Source organism: Lentzea terrae (assembly GCF_003265345.1).
GTDB lineage: Bacteria > Actinomycetota > Actinomycetes > Mycobacteriales > Pseudonocardiaceae > Lentzea > Lentzea terrae.
In genome coordinates, this window is record NZ_QFWW01000007.1 from 84,036 (window position 1) to 101,784 (window position 17,749).

The following is a 17,749-nucleotide window of genomic DNA, read 5'->3' on the forward strand; positions in this document are numbered from 1 at the left end:
ATCTTGGACTGCTCGAACTCGGGGTTTTGTCGGGGGTGGGTGGTAGGTTGCCGCGCTTCGGTCCTGCACGGACCGAAGCGCGGCATCACGTCAGAACGTCTGGAAGACCGCCCGCCAGCCGCCGACGACCGGCAGTTCGACCGACGTGCACGCGAGGTCCAGCGACAGGCCGGCACCCGGCTTCGGGCGCAGCGTGTAGTCGTAGTCACTGGAGATCAGCACGAACTCGAGCCGGTGCCCGGCCTTCAGGATGTAGTCGTCCGGCACGATCGGCACGTCGACGTCGTAGAACTTGCCCGGCTTGATCGGCGACGTCTTGTCCGGCCGCTCCCGGTTCTGCGGGTCGGTGGAGCCGCGCGTGATGACGTGCGACTTGCCGTCCGGAGCGCGGTCAACGAGCAGCGTCGTCACGTTGGCTGCGGGACGATCAAATGCGATCCGCAGGTGCGCGGTCGACTTGCCCGAGAGCCGCAACGGCTTCTGCGTCGGCTCCGTCGTGTACGACAACCGGTTCGGCGACGACGCCTGGTCGATCAACGACTCCGCCGTCTTCGTCGCGTCGTCGGTCAGCTTCTCCACGCCGCGGCCCGGCCGGATCCCGAGACCGCCCTTGGCAGACCCGCCCGCGGACAGCCGCAACCGCACGTCGGACGTGCCGGGAGCCGGCCACTCCTTCTCGTCGACCCACGTCTTGTCCTCACGCTGCAGCGTCGCCTTCGGCTCCTTGTCGATGCCGTTGCGGTGACCCCACAGGTACTGCGTGAACCAGCGGTTCAACGTGCGCCGCCACTCGACCGAACGCAGCGTGTCGGCGTCCGTGTGGCCGGACTGGTGCAGCCAGATCTTGTGCGGCGTGCCGACCTTCTTCAACGCCGAGTACCACTGCTCGACGTGCGTCATCTTGACGTTCCAGTCGTTCAGCCCGTGCACCGCAAGCACCGCCGCACGGACCTTGCGGACGTCGTTCATGTAGTTCCGCTTGTCCCAGAACCTGCTGTAGTCACCGGTGATGCGGTCCTGGTCCTTCGCGATCTCGGCGATGATCGGCTTGCAGATCTCCCTGTCCGCGCGCGTGTAGACGTACTCGGCCAGCACGTCGGCGTCCTCGCCCTGGAACGTGCCGGGCGCGACCACAGCGCCGTCAGCGCGGTAGTAGTCGTACCAGCTGGAAATCGCGGCGATCGGCACGATTGCTTCCAGACCGCGCACACCCGTGGAGGCGACGGCGTTGGGCAGCGTTCCGTTGTAGGAGACGCCCATCATGCCGGTCTTGCCGGTCGACCACGTCGCCTTGATGGCTTCGCCCGTTGCCGTGCGAGCCGACGCACGGCCGTTGAGCCAGTCGACGACGACACGTGCACCGATCGTCTCGTTGACGTCGCCCGTCGTCGGACAGCCCGTCGACTTGCCGGTGCCGAGCGATTCGGCGTAGACGACGGCGTAACCGCGCGCGATGAAGTAGGCCTCGTAACGAGCCGACGTGATCGGGTTCGGGCCGAGGGCGGCGGCGACGCGTTCGTCGGAGGAGGCCTTCAGCAAGCGGCCGTCGCGCTTGTCAGGGACATACAGCTCGACGTCGACGTTGTGGTTCGCGACGTCGTTGCCGCCCGAGAAGTACGGGCTGACCATGTAGACGACCGGCACCTTGAGACCGCGTTCGGTGGCGCGCGGCCGGACCACCTCGGTGTAGACCTCGTCGTCCTTGCCGTCGCGGTCGCTGTCGACCGGCGCGCGGACCCAGAGGCTCTCCTTCACCACGTCCTTCGGGTCGAAGACGGGCTGCGCCTCGCCGTCCTTGAACACCGGTCCTTCTGCGGCTTGGGCGGTCGTCGGCAGGAAAGGCAGGACAAGCACCGCTGTCAGCAGTGCGACTCTTCGTGCGCCCCTCACGAGGCACCCCCAATGCAAGGCCAGGTAGCGGGATTCGCCCTGCACCCTTCCCCTTGACTGCAAGACATGTCACCCGTCGATCGGCTCTTGACCTGAGAGCATGGACCGTGCACATTTCCGACTTCGTCCACGCGCTGCCGAAGGCCGAGCTGCACGTCCACCTCGTGGGCGCGGCTTCCCTCGACACCGTCCTCGCACTTGCCCGCAACCACCCCGACGGGCCGGTGCCGACTGACGAGGCCGCGCTGCGGAAGTTCTACGAGTTCACGGACTTTCGGCATTTCATCAACGTGTACGGCATCGTCAACGACCTCGTCACGACCGGCGAGGACGTCCGGACCCTCGTCGTCGGATACGCCCGTGACGCCGCACGAACCAATATCCGATATGCAGAACTCACGATCAGCGCGACGAGCCATCTGCGGGCGGGCATCGCACCCGACGAGCTCGTCGAGGCACTGGCGGCGGGCCGCGAGGAAGCGCTCGCCGTGCACGGCGTGACGCTGCAGTGGATCTTCGACGTGCCCGGCGTCTGGGACCGCGACTGGGGCATGACGAGTGCGCGGTTCGCGTCCGAGTACCGGCCGGAGGGACTGGTCGGGTTCGGGCTGGGCGGGTTCGAGTCGGACTCGCCGAGGGCGAAGTTCCGGGAGGCGTTCGCGATGGCGCGCGATGCCGGGCTGCACATGGTGCCGCACGCCGGTGAGACGACGCCGCCGAGCGAGATCTGGGCCGCGCTGCACGATCTGCACGCTGAACGGATCGGGCACGGCGTGAGCGCGGTACAGGATCCCGAGCTGCTGCGGCACCTCGCCGACGAAGGCGTCGTCGTCGAGGTGTGCCCGACGTCCAACATCCGCACCGGTGCGGTGAAGTCGCTGGACGAGCACCATTTGCCGCGGCTCGTGGAGGCCGGCGTGCCGGTGACGATCAGCACCGACGACCCCGGCATGTTCCACACCGACCTCGACCGCGAGTACCTGCTGTGCCACGAGCGGTTCGGGTTCGGACGCGATGAGCTCGCCGGCCTCGCACGGTCCGCGGTGCGGGCGTCGTTCGCGCCGGACGAGCTGAAGAAACAGCTGTTGAAGGAGATCGACGTCCTATGAGTGATGCGTGCGTGGTGACGACGACCGTGGACTCCGCCGAAGCCGCGGAGTCGTTGGCCAAAGGCATCGTCGAGGCACGGCTCGGCGCGTGCGTGCAGATCGTGCCGATTCGCAGCGTCTACCGGTGGGACGGCGAGGTGCGCGTCGACGCGGAGTGGCAGTGCGTCGTGAAGACGTCCGCCATCCGCGTCGACGACCTCGTCGCGCACATCAAGGCGCATCACACCTATGACGTGCCCGAGATCATCGTCACCCCCGTGGTCGGGGGCAACGACGACTACCTCGCGTGGGTCTCAGATGAGACTTCGTAGGTGACGCGGCAACGGCTCGGTGTGCAGGACGCCAAGCCGTTGCGTCGCCCTTGTCAGCGCCACGTACAGCTCGCTGGGCGACATGCGTTGCGGTTCGACGACGAGAACGACGTCGAACTCCAGGCCCTTCGACGCGCGCGGCGGCATCCAGTCGCCGCCGATGACCGCGATCGTGCGCCCGTTGCGTGCAACGGCGTGCGCGTCGAGCTCGTCGCGCACGGCCGCCGATATATCAGTGACGCGCCGGGCCCACGGACGGACGCCGGTCTTGCGCACCGACACCGGCGCCGACGCGTCGGGGTCGACGAGCTTCAGGACCGGGGTGGCGATGTCCATGATCTCGCCGGGTGTGCGGTAGTTGACTTCCAGCCGGCGGTAGGTGAACCGGTCGAACACCGAGCCCCAGCTCCGCACGCCGCCTGCTGCCTGGCGCTGGGCCAGGTCGCCGACGACGGTCATGGACCTGTTGGGGCACCGGCGCAGCAGCACGCGCCAGTCCATTGCAGACAACTCCTGCGCCTCGTCGACGACGACGTGTCCGTATGTCCACGTGCGGTCGTCGGCGGCTCGCTCGGCCAGCGAGCGTTGGTCACGCACTTCATGCCGGTCGGCCAGGACATCCGCGTTGACGAAGTCGGTGACGATGTACTCGTCGTCGTCAGCGCGTTCGTCGATCGACAGGACGTCCATGACACCGCGGGCGTACTCGAGCTGTTCCTCCTCTTCTCGCTTCGCAGCGCGCTCGGCAGCACCGTCGGACCCGAGCAGTTCGGCGAGCTCGTCGAGCAACGGCACGTCGGGCACCGTCCACGCGTCGGCGTCCTCGCGGTACAGCTCCGGCGCACCAATCCGGAAGCACCGGCCCGCGTACAGGTCGGCAAGCAGCTGCTCCGGTGTGAGCTGCGGCCACAACCGGTCGACGGCGTCGCGCAGCTCGGTGCTGTGGCGGAGCTCGTGGCGCACGTCCTCCTCGATCTCCGGCCAGTCGACGCCGATCAGCCGCAACGCCGGCGCGACGAGTTCCTCGGCGAGCGCGAGGAAGAAGTACTTGCGGGCGGCGTTGTGCGGTAGGCCGTAGTACCGCGTCTTCTCTCGCGCGACGGCGGCAATGTGTGCGTCGAGCGGGACGACGACGTCCTCCAGCTCGATCTCGATGGGCTCGTCGGGAAGCTCCTGCCGGTCGGCGACGGCGACGGCCAGCAGGTCCAGAACTGATATATCGCCTTTCAGTCGTTGCAACGACGGGGTGTCCTCGACATGGGCGACTACGCCGGGATACAGCTCACCGGGCGTCGCGAACACGACATCGGTCTCCCCCAGCGATGGCAGTACGTCGCCCACGTAGTGGAGGAAGCCGGTGTTCGGGCCGACGATCAACACACCGTGCCGCGACAAGCGTTCACGACGCGTATACAGCAGGTATGCCACGCGGTGCAGGGCGACGGCGGTCTTGCCAGTGCCGGGACCGCCCTCGATCACCAGCACTCCGGGTCCGGAGTAGCGGATGATCTCGTCCTGCTCGGCTTGGATGGTCGAGACGATGTCGCGCATCGTCGCGGTCCGCGGCGCGTTGAGGGCGTCGAGCAGCGCCGTCGTGTCGGTCAGCAGTTCGTCGTCGTGGAAGTCGCACAGCTCCCGGTCGCGGACGCGGAAGTGGCGCCGCAGTACCAAGCCTTCCGGGTTCGCGGCGGTCGCGGTGTAGAACGGCCGGGCCGCCGGCGCCCGCCAGTCCAGCAGCAGCGGTTCGAACTCGTCGTCGAACAAGCCGACGCGTCCGATGTAGGTGCGTTCGCCTTTCTCCGAGTCGATACGGCCGAAGACCAGCCCCGCCTCCGCCGCGCGGTACTTCCCGACCTCCCTGGTCAGCACGTCGACAGCGGCTTCGCGGTCCAGCCTCTGGGCGGTGGCGTCCCGCAGCGCGGCCGCAAGGTCTGCGGCCGCTTTGTTCCGTTCCTGGTCGAGCTTTTCATACAGAGAGGTGATCCGTGCCTGTTCGCTCGCCAACACCTTGCCCCCTGTGATACAATAGTTCTGTCTTCCCGGAAAATTCATTCCGAAAATACAAAGCCATTCTTTGTATCACAGTTCAGCCGCGCACGGCACCCTTTGCGAGATCCGCGATGAAATTGCGTGCGCCGATGAGGAAGACGATCAGCAGCGGGATCACCGCGAGCACCGTCCCCGCCATCAGCATCCCGTAGTCGGTGTCGTGCGTGCGGTTGAGCTGGCCCAACGCCACCTGCAACGTCACCTGGTCCGGGTCGACCAGGACGACGAGCGGCCACAGGTAGTCGTTCCACACGCTGATGAACGTGAAGATCCCGAGGAACGCGAGCGCCGGCCGCACCACCGGCAGCCCGACGTGCCAGAACTGCCGGAAGAATCCGCAGCCGTCCAGCCGCGACGCCTCCAGCAATTCGTCGTGCACCGCGCCCGAAATGTACTGGCGCATCCAGAAGATGCCGAACGCGTTGATCACGGCGGGCACGATCAGCGCTTTCAGCGACCCGACCCAGCCGAACTGCGCCATCACCACGAACTGCGGGATGGCCGAGAGCTGGGGCGGGATCATCATCGTGCCGAGCAGCAGGACGAACAGCGCGTTGCGGCCGGGAAAGCGGAACTTGGCGAACGTGAAGGCCGCCAGTGAGTCGAACGCCAGCACGAGAACCGTCGCGCCGACGGCCGCGAGCACGGTGTTCAGCATCGACCCGAAGAAGTCGATCTCCTCGAACACCTTGCCTACGTTGACGAGCAGCTCACCGCCGGGCGTCAGCGCGGGCGGGAACTTGAGAATGTTCTCCGTCGCGTTGGTCGCCATGACGACCATCCAATAAAACGGGAACAGCGACACCAGCACGCCCAGAACCAGCACGACATGGCGCTTCACGGCCTCTCCCCTCGCTGCACGAGCCGCCAGTTGATGAGCGAGAACAGCAGCACGACCAGGAACAGGCCGACGCCGATCGTCGCGCCGTAGCCGAAGTCGTTGTGCTTGAACGCCTGCTGGTAGAGGTAGAGCACCATCGTCAGACCGGACTGACCCGGCCCGCCCTCCTCGCCGACGAGGATTTGCGCCTCGGTGAACGTCTGCAGCCCGCCGATCGTCGACGCGATCGCGGTGAAGAGGATCACCGGCTTCATCATCGGGACCACGATGCGCCACAACGCCTGCCAGCGACTCGCACCGTCCACAGTGGCCGCGTCCAGCACCTCGCTCGGAATGGCCTGCAGCCCGGCGAGGTAGATGATCGCGTTGTAGCCGGTCCACTGCCACACGATCAGCACCGAGATCGAGACCTTGATGCCCCACTCGCTCGTCAACCACGGCAGCGCGCCCCCGCCGAGCCACTCCACCACGGCGTTGAGCAGGCCGAAGTGGCTGCTGAAGATCGACCCGAACACGATCGCGACGGCCACGAGCGACGTCACGCTCGGCACGAAATAGGCGATCCGATAGAAGGTCGTGAACCGCACCGACGAGTGCAGCACGTAGGCGATCACCAGGCCGAGGAACAGCGTCGGCACCGTTGACATCACCCATATCTCGAGGGTGTTCACGAGAGAGAGCCAGAAGATGTCGTCGGTGACCAGGAACTTGAACTGGTCGAGCCCGACGAACCTCATCTCGCCGATGCCGTCCCACGTGTGGAACGCCAGGTACCCGAGGAACACCATCGGGAACAGCCCGAACACGCCGAACAGCAGGAAGAACGGCGCGATCGCGAGGTACTGCGGCAGGTACTTCCTCATGTGAGCCCCACGTGGTCGGCGATCCTGCGGGCCTTGTGCTGCACGTCGCGCCACGCCTCCTCGGGTGGTTTGCCGACAGACTCGACGTTGGTGAGCTCGTCGTAAAACAGCTGCGACAACCGCGGTTCCCACGGGCTCATGTAGGCGACCGGCACCTGCTTCGCGGACTCGGCGAACGTGTCGAAGATGGTCTGGCCGCCGAAGAACTCGTCCGGCTGCCGCAGATCAGGGCTCGCGAACGCGTCCGGTGCGGACGGGAACAGGCCGAGGTCGAGGAATCCCCGCACCTGCTGCTCCGGGCTGAGCAGCCAGGTGACGATCTCGAACGCCTTCTCGGGTTCGCGGCAGTACTTGGTGATGCCGAGGAACGACCCACCCGAGTTCGCGGCACCACCAGGCGTCGGCGCGACACGCCAGAGCCCCTTCGAGTCCGGTGCCCCGGACTTCAGGTCGGCGGCAGCCCACGACGCGCCGATCAAGCTCGCGACCTGGCCGGTGGTGAGGGCGGCGTTGACGTCGGGGCTGCCGTCCTGGATTCCGGCGGTGATGCCGAGTCGATGTGCCTTGATCGCCAGGTCCCAGGCGCGGCGGACGTGGTCGTCGTCGCCAATATATTGCTTGTTCTCGTCCACTAGCTGGCGCTTCGACTGCGCCATCGCGATGACGTAGACCATGCGCAGGTTGAGAACCATCGACGCGCCCGGCTTCATCGCGACGCCGGCGTCGAAGTAGTCCTCCCAGGTGCGGAAGCTCGCCGCGGTGACGCCGTGGCGGTCGAAGACGTCGTGGCGGTAGTAGAGGCCGGTGGGGCCGGTGTCGATGGGGAAGCCGATCATGCGGCCTTCCGCGGTGATCCCCTGTTGCCACTTCCAGCCGAGGTACTGCGGTTTGAACGCGTCCGCGCCCAGTGACCGCAGATCCGCGAACTGGTCGGCGTTGGGGAAGAACGCGGAGATGTCCTCGCCCTTGAGGCCGGTGATGTCGGGAACGTGGGAGCGGCCGGCGAGGTTTGTCATCAGTTTCGTCTTGAACTGCGAGCCGGCCTGCAGAGGTCGCAGGCCGGGGAACTTCGCGGTGGCCTCCTCCAGCGACTTCTCGCTCAGGCCGCCTGACCACATCCAGAGCGTCATGCCCTCACGGGTCTCGGTCGCGCACCCAGCCGCCGCCAAGCCCAGCAGCGCGAGGAACGTCCGCCGCCTCATGACAGTTCGGCCAGGGTAGGAGCAGCCGTCGCACCGCCGGGGCGTTGCACCGAGATCGCGGCGGCCTTGTTGGCGAACTGGAGTCGTTCGTGCAACGGCATGCCCGTCAACGTCGCGTGGACGAACGCTGCGCCGAACACGTCGCCGGCGCCTGTGCTGTCGATGCAGTCAACGTTGATTCCGTCAACCTCGGCGTGCTCGCCAGTCAAGTTGTCGGCAGCGAGTGCACCTCGTGCACCTCTCGTGACGACGGCGATGGGAACGACGTCGGCTAACTTCTTCACCGCATTCGACGGTGTGTCGGTGCGCGTGTATGCCATCGCCTCCACCTCGTTCGGCATGAACGCGTGACAGTGCTCCAACTGGTGCAGCAGTTCCGGCCTCCACCGCTGCGTCGGATCCCAGCCGACGTCGGCGAAGACCAACCCAGGAAGATCCACATCCGATATATCGGCGACGGGGTCGAGGTGAACGATCGACGCCTTCGTCGACGGTGTCGTCGCGGGCAACGCCGGCGGCGGCGTGCCGTGAGTGATGAGTGCGCGGTCGTCGTCGTAGGACAGCGCGACAGTCACCGGCGTCGTCCAGTCCGCGAAACGACGGGAATGCGTCAGGTCGACGCCCTCGTTGGCGAGGAACTCCCAACAGAGGGTGCCGTGGGCGTCGTCGCCGAACGCCGCGGCCAGCACCGGGCGAATACCAAGACGGGCGAGTGCGACGGCGAAGTTCGCGATGCCGCCCGGCCCGCTCGCCATGCCGCCGGTCCACAGTTCTTCGCCCGGCGTCGGCGGCTTGGGCAATCCGGTGAAGACCAGGTCGTAGAAGAGCAGTCCGGACAGGTAGACATCGTTGTCATCCCCGGCTTGGTGCACGGCGCCCCCTTCCAAGGTTGCGCAAAAGCGTGCGCCAGGTGTGCGCGGATTGGCAAGAGTTTGCTCAACTCTGCTCGACTTTGGTTGTACGGTGGCAACATGCTTCCTCAGAGCAGGCGCGAGCTGATCCTGCGCACACTGCGCGCGGACGGACCGAGCGAGGTGCGCTCGCTCGCCGACAAGCTCGGCGTCAGCCAGGCGACGATCCGCCGCGACCTCGAACAGCTCGACGCCGACGGCAAACTGACGCGCGTCTACGGCGGAGCGATGACCCTGGAGGCGGATGAGGTCGACGACCCCTTCGCTCAGGTCGCCGCCGAACGCGCCGACGACAAGGACGCCGCCGCTCGCACGGCCGCCGCGATGGTTCAGGACGGCGAGACCGTGCTGCTCGACATCGGCACCACGATGCACCGGCTCGCCCATCACCTGCACGGCAAGCGGATCACCGTCGTCACCAGCAACCTCGCCGTGTTCGACGAGTTGCGCGACGACGTCGACATCGAACTCGTCCTGCTGGGCGGCGTGGTGCGGCGGCGCTACCACTCCCTGGTCGGGTTCCTCACCGAGGACAACCTCCGTCAGGTGCACGCGGGCCGGCTGTTCCTCGGCACCAGCGGGGTCCGGGGCGACGGCGCCGTCATGGACACGACGCTCGTCGAGGTGCCGCTCAAGCGCGCCATGATCAAGGCCGCGGACCAGGTCGTGCTCGTCGCGGACGGCGGGAAGTTCCCCGGTGTCGGCGTCGCACGCGTTTGCGGACCCGACGACCTCGACGTGGTCGTCACCACCGCGTCGGCAGATCCGGCGACGCGGCTCGCACTGCAGGAAGCCGGAGTGGACGTGGTTCAAGCATGAAGCTGGTCATCCTCGGCGGCGGCGGCTTCCGCGTACCGCTGGTGTACCGCGCGTTGCTCGCCGACCGGTCGCCTGGGCGCGTCACCGAGGTCGTCCTGCACGACCTCGACGCCGCCCGGCTCGCTGCGGTCGGCGGCGTCCTGGCTGAGCTCGCGACTGATATATCGGATGCGCCGACGGTGTCGACGTCGACCGACCTCGACGAGGCGTTGGGCGGGGCGGACTTCGTGTTCTCCGCGATCCGGGTGGGCGGCCTCGACGGGCGCGCGGCCGACGAGAGCGTCGCCGCGGGGTGCGGGGTGCTCGGGCAGGAGACCGTCGGCGCGGGCGGCGTTGCATACGGGCTGCGTACCGTCCCCGTCGCGCTCGACATCGCACGCCGTATATCAGTTCACGCGCCGGACGCGTGGGTCATCAACTTCACCAACCCCGCCGGCATGGTCACCGAGGCGATGTCAGCGCACCTCGGCAACCGCGTCATCGGCATCTGCGACTCCCCCGTCGGGCTCGGCCGACGCGTGGCACGCGCGGTCGGCGCCGATCTTGAGGACGCGTGGCTCGACTACGCCGGCCTCAACCACCTCGGCTGGCTGCGGGGCGTTCACGTGCACGGGCGCGACGTGCTGCCGGACCTGCTCGCCGACGCCGAGCGGCTGGAGTCGTTCGAGGAGGGCAAGCTCTTCGGCGCGGAGTGGCTGCGGACGTTGGGCGCCATCCCGAACGAGTACCTGCACTACTACTACTTCACGCGCGAGGCGGTTGAGTCGGGCGCGTCGCGCGGAGCGTTCTTGCTGGAGCAGCAGAAGCAGTTCTACGCGGCGCCGTCGTTGGAGAGCTGGGAACGGACGCGGCTCGAACGCGAGCAGACGTACATGGCCGAGACGCGCAACGACGAACGCGACACCGACGACCTCGACGGCGGTGGCTACGAACAGGTCGCGCTCGATCTGATGCACGCCATCGCGTCTGACCAACGAACCACGCTGATCCTCAACGTGCCGAATCAGACAACGTTGTCATGCCTGGACGCCGACGCCATCGTCGAAGTGCCGAGCCTCGTCGACGCCAACGGTGCGCGGCCCGTCGCGGTCAGCCAGGTGCCCGAGGAGGGCGTCGGACTCGTCACGGCGCTCAAGGTCGTCGAGCGCGCCACCATCAAGGCGGCCATCAGCGGCGAGCGCGCGCACGCGGTGAAGGCGCTGGCGTTGCATCCGCTCGTCGACTCCGTCAGCGTCGCTCGCAAGATCGTCGACACTCACCCATTCCTGTCTGGAGCTTTCCGTGCACGATGACCGGCGGCTCGTCGAGGACCGGCTGTCGCGGGCGTTGACGACCCGCATCATGCCGGCGATATATCAGTCGTCCGTGCCGTTCACCGTCGAGATGTGGCGGGTGCCGGACGAGCCGATCCCGTTCGCGCAGGCGATGGAAGACGCCGAATGGGAGCCGTTCGAGATCGGCGGCAGGTGGGGTGCGCCGTGGTCGACGACGTGGTTCCGCGTCACGGCGACAGTTCCGGATGAATGGCCGAAAGATCAACGCGGGGTGCGCGTCGAGGCCGTCTTCGACCTCGGCTTCGAGGACGCCTGGCCCGGCAACCAGGCCGAAGCGCTTGTGTACACGCCGGATGGAACGCCCATAAAGGGTGTGGCACCGCGCAACAGGCACGTCCCCGTATCCGATGTATCAGTCGAGTTCGTCATCGAGGCCGCGGCGAACCCGGACATCCTCAAGCACGACTTCCAGCCCACCCCGTTCGGCGACAAGAAGACCGCGCCACCGGCACCGATGTACCGGCTGGACAAGGCGGAGCTCGCGGTGCTGAACGAGACCGTCTGGCACTTGAGTCTCGACCTCGAGGTGCTCCGCGACCTGATGCTGGAGCTGTCGCTCGACGACCCACGCCGCCACGAGATCCTGCGCGCCATCGAGCGCTCGCTCGACGCCCTCGACCCGCACGACATCCCGGCGACCGCGCAGCAAGCTCGCGACGAACTCGTCGACGTCCTGAGCAGGCCGGCTCACGCGAGCGCGCACACGTTGTCGGCGATCGGCCACGCCCACATCGACTCCGCCTGGCTGTGGCCGCTGCGGGAGACCGTGCGCAAGGCGTCCCGCAGCTTCGCGAACGTCACCTGGCTCGCCACCCAGTACCCGGAGTTCGTGTTCGCCGCCTCCCAAGCCCAGCAGTACGCGTGGGTCAAGGAGAACCAGCCGAAGATCTACGAACGCATGCAGCAGGCCGCGCAGAACGGCCAGTGGCGGCCGGTCGGCGGCATGTGGGTCGAGTCCGACGCGAACCTCCCCGGCGGCGAGTCCCTCGCCCGTCAGCTGGCCCACGGCAAGCGCTTCTTCCTCGACGAGTTCGGCATCGAGTGCGAGGAGGTGTGGCTGCCGGACTCGTTCGGCTACACGGCAGCGTTCCCGCAGTTAGCGGTTCTAGCGGGTGCGAAGTGGTTTCTCACCCAGAAGCTGTCGTGGAACCAGACGAACAAGCTGCCGCACCACACGTTCTGGTGGGAGGGCATCGACGGCAGCCGCGTGTTCACGCACTTCCCGCCCGTCGACACCTACAACGCGGAGATCCTCGGCAAGGAGCTCTCCCACGCGGTCCGCAACTACGCCGAAAAGGGTCGTGGCACCCGGTCGTTGCTGCCGTTCGGCTTCGGCGACGGCGGTGGCGGCCCCACGAGGGACATGGTCGAACGCGCCCGCCGCCTCCAGAACCTCGAGGGCTCTCCCAAGGTCGAGATCGAGCCGCCGCACGAGTTCTTCCGCAAGGCGCAGGCCGAGTACCCGGACGCGCCGGTGTGGTCGGGCGAGCTGTACCTGGAGCTGCACCGCGCCACCTACACCACGCAGTCGCGAACCAAAGCCGGCAACCGTCGCAGCGAACACCTCCTGCGGGAAGCCGAGCTCTGGGCCGCCACCGCCGCTGTCCACAACGGACACGAATACCCGTACGACGACCTCGACGAGTTGTGGAAAGTCGTGCTGCTGCACCAGTTCCACGACATCCTGCCCGGCAGCTCCATCGCCTGGGTGCACCAGGAAGCCGAGCAGACCTACGCGGACGTCGCGGACCGCCTCACCAAGATCACCCACCAGGCTCAGGAGTCGCTCGGCGGCGGCGTGTTCAACACCAGTCCGCGCGACCGCGCCGAGGTGGTGCTGCAGGACGGCACGCCGATCTTCGTGACGGCACCGGCGTCCGGCATCGGCTCCGAAAGCGAGCCCACGAACCCGGTCACCATCGACGGCCGTGTGCTCGACAACGGCCTGGTGCGCGTCAAGTTCGACGAGAACGGCCTGATGACGTCTGTCGTGACGAACGGCCGCGAAACTCTCGCCGGACCGGGCAACCTGCTGCAGCTCCACCCCGACTTCCCGAACTACTGGGACGCCTGGGACATCGACGCGCACTACAAGCGCAAGCACACTGACCTCGTCGACGCAGATGAGGTGACGTTCGAGAGCCACGGCCCACTGCGCGCCACGGTCAGGGTCGTCCGCTCGTTCGGCCGGTCCAAGATCACCCAGCTGATCTCGCTCAACGCCGACTCCCACCGGATCGACGTCGACACCGAGATCGACTGGCACGAGTCGGAGAAGATCCTCAAGGCCGCGTTCCCGCTGGACGTCCACGCCGAACGGTCAGCCGCGGAGATCCAGTTCGGGCACGTCCACCGCCCCACCCACACCAACACCAGCTGGGACGCCGCGCGGTTCGAGGTCTACGCGCACCGGTGGGTCCACGTCGCCGAGCCTGGCTTTGGCGTCGGCGTCATCAACGACTCCACCTATGGCCACGACATCACACGGCACGGACGCGCGACCGTCGTGCGGTTGAGTCTCGTGCGCGCGCCGCACATCCCGGATCCGCACGCGGACCAGGGCGTGCACCGGTTCCGCTATGCGCTGCTGCCTGGCGCGGACGTCGGCGACACTCTCGCGGAGGGCTACGCGCTGAACCTGCCGTTGCGCGTGTTGCCGGGCACGGCCGACCACCGGCCGTTGGTGTCCATCGACTCCGACGCCGTGGCCGTGGAGTCGGTGAAGCTCGCGGACGACAGGTCCGGTGACGTCGTCGTCCGGCTGTACGAGTGCCTTGGCGGACGGGCGCGGTTCACGCTGACACCAGGTTTCGAGTGCGTACGCGCGCAAGTGACAGATCTGCTCGAACGACCGCAACGAACCGTGTCGCTGGAGGACATCGAGCTGCGGCCGTTCCAGATCCTGACCGTGCGGTTGAAGCCCCCGAAAACGGAACACTGAGTGAAGTCGGCCGGTGTCCGCGCTAGCTTCGAACGGCGTGGACACCGACCTGTTGCGGCAGCTCAACGACGACATCTGGCACCCGTTCCGGCTCGCTTACTCGAGGCTGGACGCCGCCGCGTTCCTCGGCCTGCACGCGCCCGAGCTGGTGCGCGCGGGCGGACCGGCCAAGCAGGTGCTCGGGTTCGCGGACTACTCCGACCAGATCGAGAAGTGGTTCGGCGAGCTCGCGGACCGCGGCAGCTCGGTGACCATCTCGTTCCGGTTCGTGGAGCGCATCGCGTCGAACGACCTCGCGAGCGAGCGCGGCATCTTCCGGATCGGGTCGAAGCGCGCCGACGGCGACGAGCGCACGTTCTACGGCCGCTTCCACACATATGCGCACCGCACCGACGGACGGTGGCGCATCTGCGTCGACTACGACACCGACGAACGGTCCGCAACGCTGGAGGAGGAGTTCCTGTCAGCGGTCGATGTCGACGACGTCGAGGCGTTCTGCGGGGTGTGATGGCCGAGCGGCGTCGTCCTTAACTACGCTCGACCGCAAATGGACACCACCACCTCTCGCCGCGTGCCGCTCGTGATGGGCATCGCCGTGCTCGTGCTGCTGCTGGACCAGGCCACGAAGTACTGGGCCGAGAGCGCGCTGACCGGTCGCGCGCCCATTCCCGTGCTCGGGGAGTTCCTGCAGCTCCGGCTCCTCTACAACCCCGGCGCCGCGTTCTCGATCGGCGCGGGCTCGACGTGGGTCTTCACCATCGTCGCGGCCGTCGCCGTCGTGCTGCTAGCGCGGTACGGCCTGCAGCCGCAGACCAAGCTGCGGGCGGCCGCGCTCGCGTTGATGCTGGGTGGCGCGACGACCCACCTGCTGGACCGGCTGTTCCGGCCGCCGGGTTTCGCGCGCGGGCACGTCGTCGACTTCATCGACTACAACGGCTGGTTCGTCGGCAACGTCGCGGACATCGCGCTGGTCTGCGGCGCGATCCTGCTCGTGCTGCTCAGCTTCCAGCCTGCGAAGCAGCCTGCCGAGTGAGCGTGTCCGCCCGGCGGGTGGTCTCGGGCAGGCGGTAGCGCGGGGCGAGACGTAGCACCTCGGCGCACGCCCGGTCCAGGTCGATCTTGTGGCCGACCGACACGAACACCGGCTTCACGCCGTCCTGCGTCCGCAACGCCCGGCCGACGACCTCGCCGTCCAGGACGAGGTCGCTCATCGACCCGCGGGCGTGGCCGGGTTGTTCGAACTCACCCATCGCGTTCTTCGCGACGCCGATGCTCGGGATGCCCGTGTGCACGCCGAGATGGCACGCCAGACCGAATCTGCGCGGGTGCGCGAGGCCTTGACCGTCCGCAACCAACAGATCCGGCGCAACCGTCACCTGATCGAGCGCCCGCAGCAACACCGGCATCTCCCGGAACGCGAACAGCCCGGCAATATATGGGAAGTCCGTCGTGTCCTCGACGACCACCTCGTCGAGGACGACCAGCGTCTTTGCATCCAACACCACGCAGACGCCCGCAACCGTGTCATTGCTACGGTAGCCGACGTCGAGGCCCGCGACGGTGTCTATGCGCAGGTCAGGGGCGCTAGTGGTGATCACCTGGGTGCGCAGGCGTTCTTGCAACGCGACGGCGTCATCAACCGTTCTGGGCCACTCCACGGGCGACAGTGTGCCGTGACCCGTCGTAGTGGGCGGCGAGGAGGTCGTCGCCGAAGTCACCCGAATGGCGACGCCAGACGGTGTGGACGTGGTTGGCCTCGTTGGCCGTGTTGTCGTACTCGATGAGCAGTTCCGGACCCTGGATGCGGTAGTAGTGGCCCTCGCCTCGGCGCAGCGAGCCCTCCCACGAGAAGTGCAGGCGTTCCGGGTCGATGCGCGCGAACTCGTCGTCGGCGAGCTCGAACGCGAGCCGGTCGAGGTAGAAGCGGACGATGTCGACGAGCAGCTCCCCCGCCGGTTTGCCGAGCTGCGCTGGCGTGACGCCGACCGGTTCGGACGGGCTCACGCGCGGGGAGTTGCCACTGCGGATGTCGTGCGGGGCGGTGTCCGAGACGACGGCCAGGCGGCGTGCGGTCGGGCCCATGCGGTCGAGGAGCTCGCGGGCCAGTTCCTCTTCTAGCCGCAGCGGCTGGCCGACGACGTGACCGCGGTAGGTGACGCGGGCCGGGTTCGCGCCGAGGAAGAACGGGGTCGCCGAGACGCGGCCGTCGGCGACGACGACGTTGACGGACAGATGGTGCCCCTCGATTCGCCAACCCCACGGCTCGTCCCCGCCGGGCGTGCCGAAGAGCACCGTCCAGAAGTCGCCGTTGTGCCGGTCGCGGTGGCCGCCCTCGCGGTGGTCGAGGACGTCTTCCAGCGCCATCACCGCCGCGACCTGTGCGTAGGCATGTGGACTGAGGACGGTCGCCAGCATCCTGTGTACGGCCTTGCGCTGGTCGCGCCGGAGCTCACCGAGCACGAGGCCGGCCCGCGCACCGGGTGTATACGCCCAGCGGTGTCTCAGGTCATCGTCGGTGACCGCGCGAATCGCGTGTTCGCGCTGGTCACCGCCGAGCAAACTAATATATTGGTGCGTGGCGTCCGCGACGTCGTGCAGCATCATTCGAACTTATAGGCCTTGAGGTTGCGAAGCAGCAGGTAGCAGTTCTGCAGCGAACCCGACGTGTCGCCGAGCGAGCGGTAGATGCCCCACTTCGGGCGCAACCGATCGTCGAGCCACGTGTCGACGTTGTTCTTCGTCGCGTCGAGCACGGTGCGGCCTCCCTCGCGGACGACCCAGCGAACGCGTCCACTGCCGTTGCCGACCTTGATCTCGACCTCGGTGTCGATCCACTTGTTGTGCAGCGGTTCGAGGTCGACGTTGCCGACGAGCACGTTGCCCTCGGTGACCTTGAACTCGATCTTCTGCACACCACCTGTGCGGCGCAGCGACATGACCGTCACGGGAGCGGAGCCGAGGCCGGGCATCTTCGTCTGCATGATGTGCGTGAACGACGTCGTCGACTTCAACGAGCTCGGGATGAACATGGAGTAGGTCCACCTCCACGTCTCGCCGTCGCCGATGTCGAGGTTCTGCCCGCCCGCCTTCATGCCGCGAACCTCGTTGCGCTGCCGGTCGGTCGAGGTGTCCCGGTCACGGGTGTGCATGTCGAACCGGTAGTCGTTGCCCGACGCGTAGATGTGCTTCGTGCCCGGATGCGAGCCGGCCCGGTCGTCCTCGACGCCCTCGAAGGCGCCGAGTCCGTCCTTGTTCGCCTGCGGACTCCACTTGAGCTTCCAGGTGGCCGCCTGCGCGAGTCCGGAACCGGTCACGAGCAGCGGAAAAGCTGCCGCCCCACCGATCAACGCCGAACGCCGAGATATCTCCACGGCCGTTCCTCCCCAACATCCATGGCGGCGGATTTAGGGAAAAGGTCTGCACCACCTCGGGTGCGGCCGTGATCACACCATCGACTGACCCGGGAGTCAATCTCAGGC

General features: G+C 67.3%; 16 protein-coding genes. 7 read left to right on the top strand and 9 right to left on the bottom strand.

Translation table 11 applies throughout. From position 1 onward, the window contains the following. Positions 1-90: 90 nt before the first annotated feature. Positions 91-1,890 (bottom strand): Xaa-Pro dipeptidyl-peptidase, encoded by a 1,800-nt coding sequence (locus tag DI276_RS12320; RefSeq protein WP_112263442.1) that lies wholly within the window; start codon positions 1,888-1,890, stop codon positions 91-93. 107 nt (positions 1,891-1,997) lie between these two features. On the opposite strand from DI276_RS12320, the gene add reads away from it, so the two are divergent. Together add and cutA are read left to right on the top strand one after the other, a co-directional pair. Continuing rightward, positions 1,998-2,999, top strand: a complete 1,002-nt coding sequence (gene add, locus DI276_RS12325) for an adenosine deaminase (protein WP_332874637.1) — start codon at positions 1,998-2,000, stop codon at positions 2,997-2,999. Next, positions 2,996-3,310: a divalent-cation tolerance protein CutA gene (gene cutA, locus DI276_RS12330; protein WP_112263443.1), complete on the top strand. Its 315-nt coding sequence runs from the start codon at positions 2,996-2,998 to the stop codon at positions 3,308-3,310. Before add ends, cutA begins: the two co-directional genes overlap by 4 nt. On the opposite strand, the gene DI276_RS12335 is transcribed toward cutA, so the two are convergent. The 5 genes from DI276_RS12335 to DI276_RS12355 all read right to left on the bottom strand — a co-directional run bounded on the left by DI276_RS12335 (position 3,293) and on the right by DI276_RS12355 (position 9,137). Then, complete coding sequence (locus DI276_RS12335; RefSeq protein ID WP_332874638.1) at positions 3,293-5,317, bottom strand: helicase; 2,025 nt, start codon at positions 5,315-5,317, stop codon at positions 3,293-3,295. The genes cutA and DI276_RS12335 overlap by 18 nt on opposite strands. Before the next feature lie 79 nt (positions 5,318-5,396). Next, positions 5,397-6,200, bottom strand: coding sequence for a carbohydrate ABC transporter permease (locus DI276_RS12340; RefSeq protein WP_198680596.1), 804 nt, complete (start codon positions 6,198-6,200; stop codon positions 5,397-5,399). After that, positions 6,197-7,063, bottom strand: coding sequence for a carbohydrate ABC transporter permease (locus DI276_RS12345; protein ID WP_112263444.1), 867 nt, complete (start codon positions 7,061-7,063; stop codon positions 6,197-6,199). Before DI276_RS12345 ends, DI276_RS12340 begins: the two co-directional genes overlap by 4 nt. Next, positions 7,060-8,265 (bottom strand): ABC transporter substrate-binding protein, encoded by a 1,206-nt coding sequence (locus DI276_RS12350; RefSeq protein ID WP_112263445.1) that lies wholly within the window; start codon positions 8,263-8,265, stop codon positions 7,060-7,062. Before DI276_RS12350 ends, DI276_RS12345 begins: the two co-directional genes overlap by 4 nt. Beyond that, positions 8,262-9,137, bottom strand: coding sequence for a carbohydrate kinase family protein (locus DI276_RS12355; RefSeq protein WP_112263446.1), 876 nt, complete (start codon positions 9,135-9,137; stop codon positions 8,262-8,264). Before DI276_RS12355 ends, DI276_RS12350 begins: the two co-directional genes overlap by 4 nt. A 99-nt stretch (positions 9,138-9,236) precedes the next feature. Between DI276_RS12355 and DI276_RS12360 the strand changes: the two genes are divergently transcribed. The 5 genes from DI276_RS12360 to lspA are packed head-to-tail and all read left to right on the top strand — an operon-like array spanning position 9,237 to position 15,303. Next, positions 9,237-9,995: a DeoR/GlpR family DNA-binding transcription regulator gene (locus tag DI276_RS12360; protein ID WP_112263792.1), complete on the top strand. Its 759-nt coding sequence runs from the start codon at positions 9,237-9,239 to the stop codon at positions 9,993-9,995. Then, positions 9,992-11,287: a 6-phospho-beta-glucosidase gene (locus DI276_RS12365; protein ID WP_112263447.1), complete on the top strand. Its 1,296-nt coding sequence runs from the start codon at positions 9,992-9,994 to the stop codon at positions 11,285-11,287. Before DI276_RS12360 ends, DI276_RS12365 begins: the two co-directional genes overlap by 4 nt. Next, positions 11,277-14,270: an alpha-mannosidase gene (locus DI276_RS12370; protein ID WP_112263448.1), complete on the top strand. Its 2,994-nt coding sequence runs from the start codon at positions 11,277-11,279 to the stop codon at positions 14,268-14,270. The genes DI276_RS12365 and DI276_RS12370 overlap by 11 nt, the downstream gene beginning before the upstream one ends. A gap of 37 nt (positions 14,271-14,307) precedes the next feature. After that, on the top strand, positions 14,308-14,778 hold the full coding sequence (locus DI276_RS12375; RefSeq protein WP_157984666.1) for a YybH family protein: 471 nt from the start codon (positions 14,308-14,310) through the stop codon (positions 14,776-14,778). A gap of 39 nt (positions 14,779-14,817) precedes the next feature. Then, a complete protein-coding gene (gene lspA / locus DI276_RS12380; RefSeq protein WP_112263450.1) occupies positions 14,818-15,303 on the top strand; it encodes a signal peptidase II in 486 nt (161 codons plus the stop codon). Here lspA and DI276_RS12385 read toward each other — a convergent pair. Genes DI276_RS12385 through DI276_RS12395 form a run of 3 tightly spaced genes read right to left on the bottom strand, consistent with a single transcriptional unit; the run spans position 15,269 to position 17,641 of the window. Further along, the gene (locus tag DI276_RS12385) at positions 15,269-15,928 is read right to left on the bottom strand and encodes an endonuclease V (protein ID WP_232836615.1); all 660 of its coding nucleotides are present in this window, start codon (positions 15,926-15,928) and stop codon (positions 15,269-15,271) included. The two genes, lspA and DI276_RS12385, sit on opposite strands and share 35 nt — an antisense overlap. Then, positions 15,906-16,871: a DUF3500 domain-containing protein gene (locus tag DI276_RS12390; protein WP_112263451.1), complete on the bottom strand. Its 966-nt coding sequence runs from the start codon at positions 16,869-16,871 to the stop codon at positions 15,906-15,908. The genes DI276_RS12385 and DI276_RS12390 overlap by 23 nt, the downstream gene beginning before the upstream one ends. Next, positions 16,871-17,641, bottom strand: coding sequence for a Tat pathway signal sequence domain protein (locus DI276_RS12395; protein ID WP_112263452.1), 771 nt, complete (start codon positions 17,639-17,641; stop codon positions 16,871-16,873). The genes DI276_RS12390 and DI276_RS12395 overlap by 1 nt, the downstream gene beginning before the upstream one ends. Between the last annotated feature and the right edge of the window lie 108 nt (positions 17,642-17,749).

Excerpts from the sequence above, each read along its gene's own strand:
- DI276_RS12390 (WP_112263451.1), bottom strand. The coding sequence starts at position 16,871 with ATGCTGCACGACGTCGCGGACGCCACGCACCAATATATTAGTTTGCTC.
- DI276_RS12350 (WP_112263445.1), bottom strand. The coding sequence starts at position 8,265 with ATGAGGCGGCGGACGTTCCTCGCGCTGCTGGGCTTGGCGGCGGCTGGG.
- DI276_RS12360 (WP_112263792.1), top strand. The coding sequence starts at position 9,237 with ATGCTTCCTCAGAGCAGGCGCGAGCTGATCCTGCGCACACTGCGCGCG.
- cutA (WP_112263443.1), top strand. The coding sequence starts at position 2,996 with ATGAGTGATGCGTGCGTGGTGACGACGACCGTGGACTCCGCCGAAGCC.
- lspA (WP_112263450.1), top strand. The coding sequence starts at position 14,818 with ATGGACACCACCACCTCTCGCCGCGTGCCGCTCGTGATGGGCATCGCC.
- DI276_RS12345 (WP_112263444.1), bottom strand. The coding sequence starts at position 7,063 with ATGAGGAAGTACCTGCCGCAGTACCTCGCGATCGCGCCGTTCTTCCTG.
- DI276_RS12365 (WP_112263447.1), top strand. The coding sequence starts at position 9,992 with ATGAAGCTGGTCATCCTCGGCGGCGGCGGCTTCCGCGTACCGCTGGTG.